This window comes from Pseudomonas sp. M2(2023) (genome assembly GCF_030263955.1).
In the GTDB taxonomy this organism is placed as follows: Bacteria; Pseudomonadota; Gammaproteobacteria; order Pseudomonadales; family Pseudomonadaceae; genus Aquipseudomonas; species Aquipseudomonas asiatica.
This window is the reverse complement of the sequence record NZ_CP127114.1, coordinates 16728-32935: the sequence shown is the minus strand read 5'-3', so window position 1 is coordinate 32935 and position 16208 is coordinate 16728. Positions and strand designations below refer to the sequence as shown.

Here is a 16208-nt window from a genome sequence, read left to right as displayed (position 1 = left end):
TGCCAGCAGCCCCCGTGGGCGCATTGATAAGTCGTACTCAGGTGAAAAGCTCGTTCCAGGCCCGCTTTGAGAGTTCATTGCACGCCTGAGGTGCGCCGCCGAAGCAACGGATGGAAACTTTGGAAAAGTCCTTTTGCAAGCTGTAGTTCATCGGATGCCCATCTTGATCCAGCAGAACGCCATGGGCGCCCAGCAGCAGAGCATGTCCTGCGACAACATCGTGAGCGCCGACAGGTACAAGTGAAATGCCGGCGATGGCATCGCCGGCCGCGGCCAGGGCTAGTCGGTAAGCAATGCTTGGCATGGGAGTGAACCTCGCGGGAGAGCACAGCTCGGCATTCAGCTCGGGCTTATTTCTGGCGGCAGTGCTCACCAAGACCTGTGAGCTAGAGGTAAGTACCTGATGGAGTAAGCAGGGCTGGATCTGTTGACCGTTTCTGAAAATGCCAGGCATCCCGGCCTCCCATGCAATGCAGTCAGACCCCATGGTATCCGTCACAGGGGCGTATACGACTCCGAGTATGGGCTTGCTATCACGCAGCAGGCCGACGGCAAGAGCTGAGCCGCGGTACCCCCTTAGGAAGTCAGCGGTCCCATCGTTTGGATCTACCACCCAGCAATATTTCGCCCCAGCCAGCCTGCTTTCGGTTTCCTCCCCCCAAAAATCGCAATCGAGTAGACCAAGAAGGTCAGCGCGTAGGACCTGCTCAATTTCGATATCGACATCCGCTTTGTCGCCAGCGCCGCGAGGGCCATCCGGCCGTTGCCACTCAGCGGCGAGGATGCGACCGGCAGTGATTACTGATTCGATAACCTGTGCTAAGCGTTCCATGGTGTTTACCTACCTATGGAAGGGACCCACTTGCTGGTCGAGTTGCACTCTCTGAAATTGAAGCTCATGCCCTATTGTGCGTTGCGACTGTGTCGCATTCATGGACTCGAGCCGACTGGCGGTCGATGATAGCTTGACGAATGTCAGATAATAGATACAGTTTCTGACACAAAGGCAAATATTGGTCGATGCATATGAAGACCCTTCCCGAATCGATCCTGGAGCACAGCAGGCAGCTACCTGAGGGGGGAATGCTCACCCCCAAGGAGTTTCTGCACCTGGGTAGTCGCGCGGCCGTGGATCAGGCGTTTTCGCGGTTGGCGAAGGCAGGAAAAATCATCCGAGCGGCTCGTGGGCTCTACGTGGCTCCAACAATTGATCGGCAGGGTGTGCCCTCGATGGCGAGGGTTGTCGGCGGGCTGGCCTCGAAGACTCAAGAAATGATCGCCCTTGATGGCGCCGGCTCCGCAAAAATGTTGGGTCTGACCAATCAAATCCCTAATGGATACGTTTTTCTCACTAGTGGGCGAGCTCGGAATCTTAATGTGGGGGATGTTCAGGCCGAGATCAGACATGCACCCCGTTGGATGCTATCCCTGGGTGATACGACAGCCGGCGCTGTGGTTCGAGCCTTGGCTTGGCTGGGAGAGGCTCAGGTAAGCGTGGCGATGGAGAAACTGCGAAAGCAACTGACGCCGCCCGACTGGCAAGCTTTGAGTTCGGCCCGATCGCTCCTTCCCTCGTGGATGGCGGTAGCGATCGGTCGTGAGGTGGTTTGATCGTCTGCAGCTCGGCTGATTTTCTAAGATAGCCGTTTAAGGCTGCCTGAAAGTGGACTAGGCTACGCCGCCATGCCAGCTGCCCTGCTTCACAGTGTTAGCTCCAAGGTGTACACATAATCGATGGGAACGGAGTCCTTGACTATGCAAATCAAAATGCGACACGAGTTATTGCAAGCCTTGTAGTCACGACAGGTTTGTCGATGTCTATCAAAAACAGCAGTGCGCAATAATTCAGAGGGTGGTGATTATGGCCAATGGAAAGATTCTCCGTCAGCTGTTCCGAGCAGGTACATCGGGCGATGCCGATGCGTTTCGCCTTGCCTCCAAAGCGGTGATCGAAGAAGAGCGGCAGAAACAACACCACCTTCTGGCTAATGACCTAGAGCAGATTCTTTACGGCAGCGATTTGAATCTGCGAGCGTCCAGCAGCGCGCCCCGCGTTCACTATGATATTCCTGTCGATAAAGAGCGTGGCTTACCACTGCTTGATATAAGAACGCCTAAGCGCTCGCTCGATGAGGTAATTCTCCCTCCGAGTAGTTCCGCAGCGCTGGAGGAGATTCTTGAGGAAAATCGCCGTGATGATGTCCTGCGCAGTTACGGCATGAAGCCTGCGGGCAAGGTGATTTTCTTCGGCCCACCTGGCTGCGGAAAGACGTTGGCTGCTGAGGTTGTGGCGTTTGAGCTGGATAGGCCCTTGGCTATTGTCCGCCTCGACGCACTGGTCTCGTCCTTCCTAGGGGAGACAGCTGCCAACCTTCGAAAGGTCTTCGATTTCATTGCCCAACACCCATTCGTGGTTCTCTTTGATGAATTCGATGCCATAGGTAAAGAGCGTGGCGATAGCGGCGACCATGGTGAGCTTCGCCGCGTCGTGAACGCAGTGCTGCAGATGATGGACTCCTACGAAGGTCGTAGTTTGATTTTGGCTGCTACGAACCATGAGACGATCCTTGACTCTGCCATTTGGCGGCGATTCGATGAATCCATTGAGTTTCCGCTTCCGGACGAGAAGCAACTGAAGGACATTTTGTCGCTGAAATTGAGAGGCATCCGACGTCAATTTGAGATTGACGACAAGGAGGTATTGAAGGAATTTAAAGGTAAGAGCGGAGCGGATATCGAGCGAGTCATACGCCGCGCTGCGAAACGAATGATCCTAAGGGGGCAGGAATTTCTGACCATCAAGGAGCTGAAAAGCGCCCTTGCACGGGAGGACCTTAGGAAGACATAAAAATGGGCTCTCAAGGAAGAAGCAGTGGCTACCTACAAGCATCTGAGCATTGCGCGGGCAGTTCTCGACAATCCTCGCCGGACCAAGAACCCGCCCCACTTCGTAACACGTGAAGATCGTCGCGGGCATGGCCAGAAGCTAAACGGATATTTTGCTACTGCTGAAGGGCAAGCCAGAAAGCAGATCGGCTCTTCCGCAAATTCCCCCTATGTCCTCAAGCTGCAATACGACGGTGCACTCACCTTTGCTCACCTCTCAACCCACGGGTTGGAATTCGTCAGCCAAGAGGGTAAGCAGCTCTGTGTGGTATTCGCGACAGAAGCGGGGCTGGCCCAATTTGCCGATCACCTCAGAAAGCTGGGCGTGATGGACGCCGCACTAACCTACCGACAGATCCTGGAAGCCATCGCCGGGGTTGAGGCGTGGTCACCCGAAGATCGGATGAGCTGGGCGCTCAACAACATTGGGTTTCCGAATACACCGACGTTCAAGCTCGACGTTGAGCTGTGGCCCGTCTACGTTGCGAACCATCCTGCCCGTATCCTGCTCACGAATGCGTTCGAGGCCTGGTTGGCTGCGGAGCGCATCCATCAGCTCGACAAAATCAACCTGGACAGCCTGCTCATGTACCGTGTGGAGGTAACTGTTGAACAGGCACAACTGCTGCTGAACCACCGCGATGTACGCCTGGTGGACCTCATCCCCTCCACCGGTATCAGCATTCAGCAACTAAACCGGGACATCAACGAGCTTCCCAGAGATATTCCCTCGCCACCTGCAGATGCCGCACGCATATGCATTCTCGACAGTGGCATCAACTCTAACCACCCGCTGCTTCGACCGGCGATGGGCGAAAGCGCGTCCTTTGTGGATGAAGAGGGTGACGCCGACGAAGCGGGTCACGGTACTGCGGTGGCCGGTATAGCCTTGTACGGCGACGTAGAGGCCTGCAACAACTCGAATTTTTGGCGGCCTGAGCTCTGGATTTTCAACGGCAAGGTGATGAAGAAGTGCCCTCATACCGGCAATGCCGTCTATGACGAACTTTCACTCGAGGCTTCACTGACGAAGGCTGTTGCGCACTTTGTCGAGCTGGGCTGCAGGATCTTCAATCTCTCGCTGGGCAACAACAATGCGCCCTACGACGGATCTCATGTCAGAGGCCTTGCCTACATCCTGGATGTCCTATCCAGGCGCCACAACATCCTATTCGTGGTTTCGACAGGTAACTTCTGCGGTTCCGATAACCCACCTGTACCCATCAACAGCTGGCGTGATGAATATCCCGAGTACCTGGTCTCTGCGCAGAGTGCGATCATCGACCCTGCCCCGGCCATGACGGTGCTAACTGTGGGGAGCATTTCCCGGCACAACGCCACTTTCGACAGCCAGCGCTTCCCAGAGATCTATCAGCTCTCGCCGGCATCGGAGAACCAGCCTTCGCCCTTTACTCGCCACGGGCCATCGGTGAAGGGAGCGCTCAAGCCGGAGCTAGTCGCTGCAGGAGGTAATTTTGCCAGCCCCATGCGACAGACGAATGCGCAGTGGGCGCCCCATATGAGGGGACTGGGTGTGCTGACGCTCAACCACCAAGTGGTCGGTGCGACCGTCTTCAAGGAGGTCAGCGGAACGAGCTTAGCGGCGCCGTACATCACTCACCTGGCCGGGCGTTTGTTGAACCACTATCCAACGGCCTCTGCGAACATGCTTCGCGCCATGCTGGTGAACCAAGCCTATCTTCCAAAGGAGATAACGACCTCATTCTCCGAGGATTTCAGAAAGAGCTACAAGGAGGCCAAGGCCACGCTCAATCGCGACGTTGCAAGGGATGTGGCAGGCTATGGCGCTGTGAATGAGGCTGATTTGTTCAGATCCTCCGACCACTGCGTGGTGTTGATGTCGGAGGAGACTATCGAGAACGATGGTTGCCAGTTCTTCGAGCTCCCACTGCCAGAGAATTTCCTTCGCTCCTCCAGAGGAACCCGGGAGCTATCCATCACGCTGGCCTATTCTCCAGTCGTCCGCACTACACGGATCGAATACCTGGCCACCCAGATCAACTACCGTTTGGTGACGGGGACTTCTCTAGATGAAGTCCAGAAACACTTCAACCAAGAGCTGAAGGCCAAGACTGAAGTACTCAAGGAGGCGCGGTCCACCAACCGTGATATCACCGCGCAGTTGAGAAACCACGGCACGGTGCAGTCATCCCGCTGGACTGTTAAACAGTGCACGCCTGGGGAAAAGTGGTTTGTGGTCGTAGTGCGCCAGGATCGTGACTGGAACCCATCAGCAGCAGAGAAAGAAGCATACTCGCTGGTGGTCACCGTGGCCGATAGGGACAATGAGCATGCTCAACTCTATACCCAGATGCAGGCGTTGTTAGCTGAGCAGGCTGTGGTGAGGGAACAGCAACAGGCTAGGCTAGAGGCAGCTCGCGTGCAGTACCGAGGATAAACACCCCGCCTGTGTGTTCGGGGTAGGATGCGCTCTTCGACCCTGATCTGACATTAGGGTGCTTCCAACAATCAGACCCCCTCACGAATCATCTCTGGCCTGATGCAAGCAGTACGGTACAACGCCGATCGGGTAACGTTTCTCTGCTCATCCAACAGCTTCGCCTCGGCCCATAACAGGCGCCGAGCGCGAAATTGCTCGACGGACTCACAAGCTTGGTCCAACGCAATCCGGCAAAGGGGCAGCTTTGAGAGCTGTTTCTCGAAGCGAGCCTGGACATGCAGATCTCGCCCAACTCTTGTCCGCGAGATCCAGACAGGCTTTCCTGGTAAAGCACGAAGCCGTTGTGCACAACACCAGACCTGCTCGGCGAGTTTCGCGTCAATTGCAGTAAATCTGCCTGCACTGTCCGGCCGGCTTGCATGAAGATTTTCGTTCTTCGCTATGCAGTCCGAAAGCCAGGCCCGGTCGCATCGATACAGCCACGCATAGTCCCGGCATTGGTGTGCCGGCAGGTGCCGATACTCTTCCTCAAAGGTTTTCCGGCGCTGCAGATGTTGCCTCCGCAATCTCGCTTCTCTCCATGCGTTGGGGCCAAGGTTTACTGCGCGAATGACCCGGTACACATAAACCTGAGATACACCCACTGCATCGGCGATCTGCCGTGCTTCGCTCCCCGCAAGAGCCAACTTCCAAATCTTAGCCGGTAAGCCATCCAATCCCTCGGCTACGGGCTGAGATCGCATCTTTTGTGAAGACCAGGCAACAAATGGTGAGGGTCGCTCACGAGCAGGCTCTGATGGCTTGTCGATGCAGATGGTGCGCGTCAGGTCTACCTCTAAAGCGCTGGCCAGAACGACGTACTTGAGTGGATGGTGGCTGCCTCTTGGTCGACGAAGCAGCTTGGTGACCCATGTTGCAGGAAAAGCTGCTGAGCACTCACGAAGAATCGAGTACTCCCAGGCGATCGGGAGCGCTTCGAAAAAGCTAACCATGTGCGTACCCAAGCGGCGCAAGTCCAACCGATGCGCTGTACCAGTGGTCAGATCCAGGTGTGCAGCGCCTTGCAGAAGGTTAGCGCGCACTACATCGGCTTGAAGAGAACAAGGCTGCAGGCCCAGCAGCCGCTGTGAACACAATGCGATCTGCCGCAGCCCTGGTAGGGTCTCCTCGGCTGCATCGAGCAGGATCGCATGGGCCTGCACGCCGTCATCGTCAGGAAGATTGAGCTGACGTGAATTTCGGCTGCTCCAACTAGGGTCCACAACCTTGAGAAGAATGCCATGGTTGGGACATACCAACACACCAGGAAGCTGGTGAGCTCGGTGCCAGTAGGCTACACCAACTCGGCGGATGTCTTCTTCAAGGCACTCAGAACAGAACCGGGCTCTCGAAGCCCACTCGATTCGGCTGGCATTGATGCCTAACTTGACCATCAGTCTTTTGCTATCCCCAGCCATTGAGGCTTGTGCAAACTGCAACTGATTGCTGGTGAGGAATGGTGCGTAGTAAGGCAGCAGAGTATGACGCGCGATGATTTGAGGCACCGAGAAGCAGGCGCCACAAGGAAGTGCCTCGACCAAATCACCCAATCGACTTGGAAACGCTACGTTCTGGGTGAACGAGGCAGCAGCTCTCTCCCCAGCGAACGCTGCTTTGCAGCTGCCTCCACCGCAAAGCCGCGCATAGCGAGAAAGGACACTGTGAAGTGTCTCGTCGGGAAAAGCCGTTGGGAAGAAATGGAATTTCAGCTCCATTTCGCCACCTTCGAATTATGATTTGCGGTAAGCCGGCGAAAACTCAAAGAGATCCGCGGTTATCCAATCCGCTGACTTGAGCGCTGCTATGGTGTCAGGCTGCTCACTCAGTGCCTTTGCTTGCGATGCCTCCACTGCGACAACTGCAGGTGTAGCGGGAGCTACTGGTTTACTCGAAACTACTGCTGAAGGTGGGGCCACTGGCTTATTATGCGACTTCACACCACGGAGCAACGCAAGCCGATCTGCTCGTGGAAGCCCATCAAACGACATCATGTCGATTAACTGCTCCTCAATGGGAAGTAGGTCATCGAACTGCCGCATACGAGCAGGATCCCGGCTGCGCAGAGCTGAAAGCGCTGGCTTGAGGATTTGCATCTTGGCATTGCTCACCTTGCCGATCGTCTCCGCAGTCAGGCATTCGGAGCCACTTTGAATGGCATAGCGCTGGCAGAGCACGAGTAGCTTCACCAAGAAGTCTGTTACGCCTTGGGTGTGCTCGTACAACACGTCAAAGATCTCGGGGGTCAGTTCAGTCGTCTGCTTACACCACTGATAACTCCAGAGGTTTTCAACCAGGAACTGCCACTCCTCATCATCCTTTTCGAACCGTTTGAACTCGACTGTACTGCCACTGCGTCGGGCAACACGCATGACGTCCGAGAACAAGCTGATCATCGAATTCGTGCCGATGAACACGACGGGAATGCCTATGTTGTTCACAAGGTGGAGGAAGAAGTTCAGCATGCTTTCCTTACCTCCCGTTTTCGCCAGGTGGAGGTTTTGCAGCTCATCAACAAGTAAGGCGCCAATGAAGAACGTACTGGCTACCTGCTCCATCTGCTGCAGCGCATCGTTGATGTTCCGGTGCCGGTGCCGCTTGTGATAATCCTGGTCGCCGAGCGCTTGACCGACGGCGTGGAAAAACTGCTGGCAGAATCCAGCCAGCGATCCATCGCGCGGGCAATCCAATTTGAGCCAGGTGATCTGGGTGTGGACAAATTGGTTGCCCTCATAACGCTCATGTCGAATCGTCTGCGGGTAGAGGCTCAGAATGGCGTGGAGCGCTGTGGACTTCCCAATACCACTCAGCCCTACAACGCTGAAGGAATCAGCCGTCGATTTGAAAGAGTCATGATAGCGCTGGGCCCCCGACAACGAATGCAGGTGCCTGACCGTGTCGGGTGAGGTTGGATTGCGCCCAACGTATCCGCGGCGGACCAATAGGGAGAACATGGACTCCAGCTCCAAATGCAGCAGGAACGGCTGCACGACGGTCCTCAGTCGCTCAATACAGTGAATGCGTGTCGCTCCGTCGAGCTCAAGCTCTTCAGGTGTTACTGGCTGGGGGAAATTCGATATCAACTCGATGGCCGCCGCTTCCGGAAGGATTGGCGGCAAGGCCTCGATCAACGGGTTTCCCCCATATTCAGATATGGCCTGCTTGGTGTAGCTCGCGAAAATCCGTGCGCCTTTCATTTGCTCTGTCCCGGACGAAGTCTTCTGAGCAGATCGATGACCTGCGCGCTGCGGGGGCCCGCATACGAGTCGTGTGCAATGGTGGGGGATTCCACTGCGGGTTCGGGCTCTGCCCGGAGACCCACTGGGACAGTGGCGTTTTCACGCTCCCGCTGACGTTCCTCAGAACGATTTTCGCGGATATTGGCCACCGCTTCTGACTTGCTACTCGCAGGAGGCTCAAGCTTGCGTTCGGCCCTAGCGGTGCTGATGATCTGCTCCACGGTGTCGACCAAGCCCACACGGCTTTCCAGCTCCGCGCGTTTATGAGCGGGTGGTGTTTGCCGATACGCTTCCAGCAGATCGTAGATCTCGTCCGATCGATAACCGGCGTACTTCGCATCCGAATGTCGAAGATCGCAGCGCAAAAACTGCTTGTTCACACCCTGGATCCAGATATGAGCGGCAGAGTTCGGATCGAACCGGCAATCGATCGACCACACGCCATTGCGGCGAGCTTTAGCAAACCAGTTTTCTTGGATCGCAAACTCACATACATAGTGCATCCCGCGGAACATCACGCCGCCCTTCTGCACAGTGGCTCGTTCACGAGGCAACAAGTGGAGATAGATTAAATCGTCCGGCCGGTTGTTAGGCTGGATCAGGTCATTCTCCGAGGCCCAGGACCATATGCCCATCGGAGTAGGCTCGACGCCATCGTGCATCATAGATTGGGTAAGACGTTCAGGCTGTCGATGATAGCGGTTGTAGTGCAAGACGCATGCGATAAGGATCTGGGTAAATTCCTTCAGGTTCAGAGTGGCGTCGAGCCGATAATCTCGCTCCCCCCGTTCCTTATCCCGAGCGGCCACACCACCCGGTAACCACCTGATACCGGTTAGATCATTGAGGATCCCGAACCGGCTTTCGACCATGGGCTTCCAATCTGGGCGGTAGGGAGGTGCCGTGCCCATCTCAATGCCCAAGCCAGTTGCCAACCCTTCCGCTGCCAGAGACAACATCTCGCCTCGATCGGCGTAGATGTTCTGGGGCAGATGATGACAGTCCCAATCCTCGGAAGTGATATCGACGCCGTTCTGCGCGCAAAAATCCACCTTGGAGGTGAATGCGTTGAACAATGCCTGCCGCGCACCATTCCAGCTCGGCCCCTCTAGACCAACATACAGCCCAACAATCATCCCCGAGTAGCTGTCCACCACGATGTAGACCACAGGCCTGCCAATCAGCATCCGCCGGGAATAACTGTTGACCAAGTAGATGTCTGCAATCGTTGCGTCAATCTCGAATTGGTGACAAGGGCCCCGAAGCCAATCGCGAACGGTGCCGGACAGTGGACGGCAGTCCTTGAGCCACTTCGTCAAACCCTTACGCCCGCGATCAGTTTGGATCTCGTCAAAGAATATCTTGCCCCAATAATCGAACTGATTGTAATTCGGTATTTCGGCATCTGGAAGTAAGCGAATTCGATTCTCTGCATTTTTAGAAAAATCTTTTACAGAGTAGAATCTTTTAAGCATCTTGTCATAAGCAATGCGTATCGAGGGTGCTTTATCGTTAACATATAGTGCATAACCTACCCGAATACACCGTTTATCGACAACAGTGAGCAACTTGGAGGGCGTGACCAGGTCTCCCTGAAACTTAGGCTTAGGGCCGGGTCGTTTATCCTGCGTGTAATTCCTGTTGGCAACACCCACCGCTGAATAATTTTTGAGAAGCGCGTTTCTAACTTGGCCATAGAACCAATATCTATACAAGAGACGATAAATAGTCTTTCGATGAATGCCAAGCTCAGCGGCCCGGTTTCCAACAAGGCGCCCCATCTCGCCACGAACGAAGATCTGTCCTGGATAGGCCTGATCCAGAAGCGGCGCAATCACCGCCCATTTTTCATCCCTGTCACGCTTCGAGCTTTCATCAAGATCATCTTCCAAGACCAGCAGGAACTCGGGAACTCCCGTGACGACAGATTTGGTGTCGCCGGTCTCTAGCGAGAGCCTGAGTTCCTCAATTCCTACGGCGTAGGGCTTTCTTGGCGGCTCGACCAGATCTATCACGATCGCTGCGTCATGCTCATCATCAAGATGAAGGACTCTGGTTAAGGTAGTGAAAGCCGAGAATTCTGTGACGGGCTCGAATATGTCATTGACTGAAATATTCATAACGATCTCTCATTCAATGCGCTCAGGGCTGAAGAGTAAATAACCTTGAACTCTGGCAGCGGAGACTTGAGATGCAACGGGGCATTACTTAAATCAATCAGAATTACTTTACGCCAGATCAGATTGAAGAAAATATCCCTAGCATCGCCGTACGCTATTCCTAACCGTGTAGCAATTCTTCTTAGGCATTCAGACGTGGCCCAAGGGTAAGCTTTGCTAGCTTCTAGAAGCTCAAGGAATTCAGCATGAAGTGCCGAACTCGTCAGCGCACGGGGAAGTTGCGCATACCGCCTGAGAAGTCCGAGATTTTTAATCAGGTCTGGCGTAAACATTTCCTCAGTAACAATGGCCCAGTCCACTCCCTGGCTCATCCAGAATCGTCTCTCGATTTCTAACTTTTCCAGTGTCCGAAGCGAATTGAGGTCTTGCTGATACTTAATTGTCCTAGCTACGGACTTAAAGTCTCCGTTTGGCTGCCTAACGGTCAGTAAGAAGTCTGTCGTCATTACCAGCGGCAGGGCAGTAGATTTGTATCTGGGATAACGGACACCAATCGCCTTTGCGATGGCTTGAGTGCTCTCCTCAGGCAGCAACGGGTATTGCTCCCGGATGTCCACTACGTCTTCTGAAAACTCGCAGACCAGGAGGTAGGCTCGTTCGAGATCGGACAAAAGATGATGTATGCGCTCGACTTTAACGCCTGGAATTTTGTGGGAGCGCCCCATGGAAGGAACATCCTGGACACGCAACCAAGGCACGTAACCGACTCCGGCGCCGGATCCAAATCCGTTGGCAATGTGCCGTTCAATATCCTGCTTTGAAGCAAACCTACGACCGCGCAACCCCTACCTCCTCAGTCCAACCGGAGTGCTTCACCTGATACTCAAAAAATAGTCATAGGAAAATATGCTCCATTCGGCGGCATCGTCGAAGGGATTTCCAGACTACTCTCGCAGCCAAGCGAAGCGGTGAATCCGGACCAACGGCTTTGCCCAGAAACGGCAAACCCCCGTAAATACGGGGGTTTGGGCTTTGTGTCAAACTTTAATAGCTTGTGTCAAACTTTAACCTTTTGTGTCAATCTTTAATCCGCGCAGCCAGCGCAAAGCGCCCCTGGCTTCTGGCTTACTCGACCGTAACCGACTTGGCCAGGTTACGCGGCTGGTCCACGTCGGTGCCCTTGAGCACGGCCACGTAGTAAGACAGCAGCTGCAGCGGGATGGTATACAGGATCGGCGCCAGGGCGTCGGCGATGTGCGGCACCTTGATCACGTGGGTACCTTCGCCATTGGTCATGCCAGCCTGCTCGTCAGCAAACACTACCAGCTCGCCACCACGGGCGCGTACTTCCTGCAGGTTGGACTTCAGCTTCTCCAGCAGTTCGTTGTTCGGCGCAACGGTTACCACTGGCATGTCGTTGTCCACCAGCGCCAGCGGGCCGTGCTTCAGCTCGCCTGCCGGGTAGGCTTCGGCGTGGATGTAGGAGATTTCCTTGAGCTTGAGCGCACCTTCCATCGCCACCGGGTACTGCGCACCACGGCCGAGGAACAGGGTGTGGTGCTTGTCGGCGAACAGCTCGGCGATCTTCTCGACGGTGGCGTCCATGGCCAGGGCTTCGCCCAGGCGGGCCGGCAGGCGGCGCAGTTCTTCGACCAGCTCGGCTTCAACGCCGGCTTCCAGGGTACCGCGCACCTGGCCCAGGGCCAGGGTCAGCAGCATCAGCGAAACCAGTTGGGTGGTGAAGGCTTTGGTCGAGGCCACGCCGATTTCCGGGCCGGCCAGGGTCAACAGGGTCAGGTCCGACTCACGCACCAGCGAGCTGATACCGACGTTGCAGATCGCCAGGCTGCCGAGGAAGCCCAGCTCCTTGGCGTTGCGCAGTGCGGCCAGGGTGTCGGCGGTTTCGCCAGACTGCGAGATGGAGACGAACAGAGTGTCCGGCTGCACCACCACCTTGCGGTAACGGAACTCGCTGGCTACTTCGACCTGGCACGGGATCCCGGCCAGACTTTCCAGCCAGTAACGGGCGACCATGCCGGCGTGGTAGCTGGTACCACAGGCAACGATCTGCACGTTGCGCACCTTGGCGAACAGTTCCGCAGCCTGCGGACCGAAGGCCTGGACCATCACATTGTCTTTGCCCAGGCGGCCTTCCAGGGTGCGCTGCACCACGCTTGGCTGCTCGTGAATTTCCTTGAGCATGAAGTGGCGGTAGGTACCTTTGTCGGCAGCTTCGGCACCTTCGTGGTACTGCACGGTTTCGCGCTGAACCTTGTGGCCATCCTGGTCCCAGATGGAGACCTGGTCACGGCGGATTTCGGCGATGTCGCCTTCTTCCAGGTACATGAAGCGGTCGGTGACCTGGCGCAGGGCCAGCTGGTCGGACGCCAGGAAGTTCTCGCCCAGGCCCAGGCCGATGACCAGCGGGCTGCCACTACGTGCGGCTACCAGGCGGTCAGGCTGCTTGGCGCTGATCAGCGCCAGGCCATAAGCGCCATGCAGGCGCTTCACCGCAGCCTTCAAGGCATCGGTCAGGTCCGGAATGCTCTTCAAGGTGTGGTGGATCAGGTGGACGATGACTTCGGTATCGGTCTGCGAAGTGAAGACATAGCCAAGGCCCTTCAGCTCTTCGCGCAGTTCTTCGTGGTTCTCGATGATGCCGTTGTGCACCACGGCCACTTCATTGCCCGAGAAGTGCGGGTGGGCGTTGCCCTCGGTCGGCGCACCGTGGGTGGCCCAGCGAGTGTGGGCGATACCCAGCTGGCCGGCCAGTGGCTCGGCAGCAACAGCGGCTTCCAGTTCACTGACCTTGCCGATACGGCGACGGCGCTGCAGTTCACCGTTCTGGGTGAGGACGGCCAGGCCGGCGCTGTCGTACCCGCGGTACTCAAGACGCTTGAGGCCTTCGATCAGGATGGCTGTGATGTTGCGCTCGGCGACGGCACCAACGATTCCACACATGGTTTATTGCTCCTGGCTGATCGCGGCGCAGATCAGGTTGATGCCGCGGGCTTGAATTTGTTCGCGTGCCGCTGCGGGCAGGCGTTCGTCAGTAATAAGGGTGTGCACGCTGCCCCAGGGCAGCTCGAGGTTTGGGATCTTGCGCCCTACCTTGTCCGATTCGACCATCACGATCACTTCACGGGCGACTTCGGCCATGACCCGGCTTAGGCCGAGAAGTTCGTTGAAGGTGGTGGTGCCGCGGCCGAGGTCGATACCGTCGGCGCCTATGAACAGTTGGTCGAAATCGTAGGAGCGCAGCACCTGCTCAGCCACCTGGCCCTGGAACGACTCGGAATGCGGGTCCCAGGTGCCACCGGTCATCAGCAGCACCGGCTCGTGTTCAAGGTCGCAGATGGCGCGGGCCACGTTCATCGAATTGGTCATCACCACCAGGCCAGGATGGCGGCCCAGTTCAGGGATCATGGCTGCCGTGGTGCTGCCGCTGTCGATAATGATCCGCGCATGTTCGCGGATACGCGCCACAGCAGCGCGGGCGATGGCCTTTTTATAGGAAGACACCGGCTGGGCAGGTTCACCGAGCAGCTCTTGAGGCACCGGGACCGCGCCACCATAACGTCGTAGCAACAGGCCATTGGTTTCCAGGGCAGCGAGGTCCTTGCGGATGGTGACCTCCGAGGTAGCGAAACGCTTGGCCAACGCGTCCACACTCACCTCGCCCTGCTCGCTGAGCAACGCCAGGATGTTGTGCCGCCGCTGCGGGGTATTTCGTTTCGACATGAGCGCTTAAGTTTCGATTCGAAAGATAATGATGGCAATCAAAACCTAAGATGAGCGATTCGTCAAGTCGTCACTGCCCTGTGGATAGATTCTCCCGGCACTCGCCATGCCCTTGTGGGAGCGGCCTTGTGTCGCGAAAGGGCCGCAAAGCGGTCCCAATGATTTCAAAGGTAACGCGAATATTGCCGGGCCTGCTTCGCAGCCCTTTCGCGACACAAGGCCGCTCCCACAAGTAACACCAAACGACCAAGAAAAAAGCCGACTTATTCACATAAGTCGGCTTTCGATCGAAACAGCTGTGTATAACTCAGCTCTTCTTGATCTTCTCCGGACGCTTCCAACCCGAGATGTTGCGCTGACGTGCACGAGCCACCGCCAGGTCGCCTGCCTCCACGGTCTGGGTGATGGTCGAGCCGGCAGCAGTGGTCGCACCAGCCTTGATTTCTACAGGCGCTACCAACGAGTTGTTCGAGCCGATGAACACGTCCTCGCCCATTACGGTCTTGAACTTGTTGGCGCCATCGTAGTTGCAAGTGATGGTGCCGGCGCCGATGTTGGTGCGTGCACCGATTTCGGCATCGCCCAGGTAGGTCAGGTGACCTGCCTTGGCGCCTTCCCCGAGGTGGGCGTTTTTCAGTTCGACGAAGTTACCCACATGGGCCTTGGCGTCCAGCACGCTACCCGGGCGCAGGCGGGCGAACGGGCCGGCATCGCTGCCCTCGCCCATCACGGTACCTTCGAGGTGGCTGTTGGCCTTGACCACTGCACCTTTGCGCAGGGTGGTGTTCTTGATCACACAGTTCGGGCCGATCTGCACATCGTCCTCGATGACCACCTTGCCTTCGAGAATCACGTTGATATCGATCAGCACGTCACGGCCAACGGTCACTTCACCGCGGACATCGAAGCGCGCCGGGTCGCGCAGGGTCACACCCTGGGCCATCAGGCGACGACCTTCGCGCAACTGGTAGTGGCGCTCCAGTTCGGACAGCTGGCGACGGTCGTTGGCGCCCTGCACTTCCATCGGGTCGTGCGGCTGTTCAGTAGCCACCATCAGGCCATCGGCCACAGCCATGGCGATGACGTCGGTCAGGTAATACTCGCCCTGAGCGTTGTTGTTCGACAGGCGGCCCATCCAGTCGGCCAGGCGCGCGGCTGGCAGGGCCAGAATACCGGTGTTGCCTTCCTTGATTGCTTTCTGCTCATCGTTGGCGTCCTTGTGCTCAACGATGGCGGTCACCTTGCCCTGCTCGTCACGCACGATGCGGCCATAGCCGGTCGGGTCGTCGAGGGTCACCGTGAGCAGGCCCAGCTGCTGCTCGTTGGCCTTCGCCAGCAGACGCTGCAGGGTTTCCACTTCAATCAACGGCACATCACCGTACAGCACCAGCACGGTTTCGGCGGTCAAGGCCGGCAATGCCTGGGCAACCGCATGGCCGGTACCCAGCTGCTTGTCCTGCATGACGAAGTTCAGGTCGTCGGCGGCCAGGCGCTCGCGAACCAGCTCGGCACCATGGCCAATGACCACATGAATACCTTGCGGCTGCAGCTGGCGCGCGCTGTGGATAACATGGCCGAGCATGGAGTTGCCGGCAACCGGGTGCAGCACCTTGGGCAGCGCCGAGCGCATGCGGGTGCCTTGGCCGGCGGCGAGAATAACGATATCGAGTGACATTACTGGCTACCAATCCTGGGTGGTCAGTGAAATGACCGGGGGGGAGAAATCAGAAAAGAAAAAGGGTAGCCGAGGCTACCCTTTTACTC

The 16208-nt window shown here is 56.7% G+C and carries 11 protein-coding genes; 3 read left to right on the top strand and 8 right to left on the bottom strand.

From position 1 onward, the window contains the following. Nucleotides 1–37: 37 nt before the first annotated feature. Nucleotides 38–832: an inositol monophosphatase family protein gene (locus QN085_RS00150; protein ID WP_285689061.1), complete on the bottom strand. Its 795-nt coding sequence runs from the start codon at nucleotides 830–832 to the stop codon at nucleotides 38–40. Between the two features lie 194 nt (nucleotides 833–1026). Here QN085_RS00150 and QN085_RS00145 point away from each other — a divergent pair, with 194 nt between their 5' ends. The 3 genes from QN085_RS00145 to QN085_RS00135 all read left to right on the top strand — a co-directional run bounded on the left by QN085_RS00145 (nucleotide 1027) and on the right by QN085_RS00135 (nucleotide 5305). Beyond that, a complete protein-coding gene (locus QN085_RS00145) occupies nucleotides 1027–1611 on the top strand; it encodes a DUF6088 family protein (RefSeq protein WP_285689059.1) in 585 nt (194 codons plus the stop codon). Between the two features lie 250 nt (nucleotides 1612–1861). Next, a complete protein-coding gene (locus tag QN085_RS00140; RefSeq protein WP_285689058.1) occupies nucleotides 1862–2848 on the top strand; it encodes an AAA family ATPase in 987 nt (328 codons plus the stop codon). 24 nt (nucleotides 2849–2872) lie between these two features. Beyond that, entirely contained in the window at nucleotides 2873–5305 is a 2433-nt protein-coding gene (locus QN085_RS00135) for a S8 family peptidase (protein ID WP_285689057.1), read from the top strand. A 71-nt stretch (nucleotides 5306–5376) separates the two neighbouring features. Here the strand turns inward: QN085_RS00135 and QN085_RS00130 are convergent, their stop codons facing one another. From QN085_RS00130 to glmU, 7 genes are all read right to left on the bottom strand, one after another. Then, nucleotides 5377–7062, bottom strand: coding sequence for a TnsD family Tn7-like transposition protein (locus QN085_RS00130; RefSeq protein ID WP_285689055.1), 1686 nt, complete (start codon nucleotides 7060–7062; stop codon nucleotides 5377–5379). 15 nt (nucleotides 7063–7077) lie between these two features. Beyond that, on the bottom strand, nucleotides 7078–8541 hold the full coding sequence (locus QN085_RS00125) for an ATP-binding protein (protein ID WP_285689053.1): 1464 nt from the start codon (nucleotides 8539–8541) through the stop codon (nucleotides 7078–7080). Beyond that, complete coding sequence (locus QN085_RS00120) at nucleotides 8538–10703, bottom strand: TnsB C-terminal domain-containing protein (RefSeq protein ID WP_285689050.1); 2166 nt, start codon at nucleotides 10701–10703, stop codon at nucleotides 8538–8540. The genes QN085_RS00125 and QN085_RS00120 overlap by 4 nt, the downstream gene beginning before the upstream one ends. Continuing rightward, nucleotides 10700–11545 (bottom strand): TnsA endonuclease N-terminal domain-containing protein, encoded by an 846-nt coding sequence (locus tag QN085_RS00115; RefSeq protein ID WP_285689048.1) that lies wholly within the window; start codon nucleotides 11543–11545, stop codon nucleotides 10700–10702. Before QN085_RS00115 ends, QN085_RS00120 begins: the two co-directional genes overlap by 4 nt. A 283-nt stretch (nucleotides 11546–11828) precedes the next feature. Then, the gene (glmS, locus tag QN085_RS00110) at nucleotides 11829–13664 is read right to left on the bottom strand and encodes a glutamine--fructose-6-phosphate transaminase (isomerizing) (RefSeq protein ID WP_013974900.1); all 1836 of its coding nucleotides are present in this window, start codon (nucleotides 13662–13664) and stop codon (nucleotides 11829–11831) included. A gap of 3 nt (nucleotides 13665–13667) precedes the next feature. Then, a complete protein-coding gene (locus tag QN085_RS00105; RefSeq protein ID WP_015268400.1) occupies nucleotides 13668–14444 on the bottom strand; it encodes a DeoR/GlpR family DNA-binding transcription regulator in 777 nt (258 codons plus the stop codon). 307 nt (nucleotides 14445–14751) lie between these two features. Then, entirely contained in the window at nucleotides 14752–16119 is a 1368-nt protein-coding gene (glmU, locus tag QN085_RS00100; protein WP_013974902.1) for a bifunctional UDP-N-acetylglucosamine diphosphorylase/glucosamine-1-phosphate N-acetyltransferase GlmU, read from the bottom strand. Nucleotides 16120–16208: the final 89 nt, after the last annotated feature.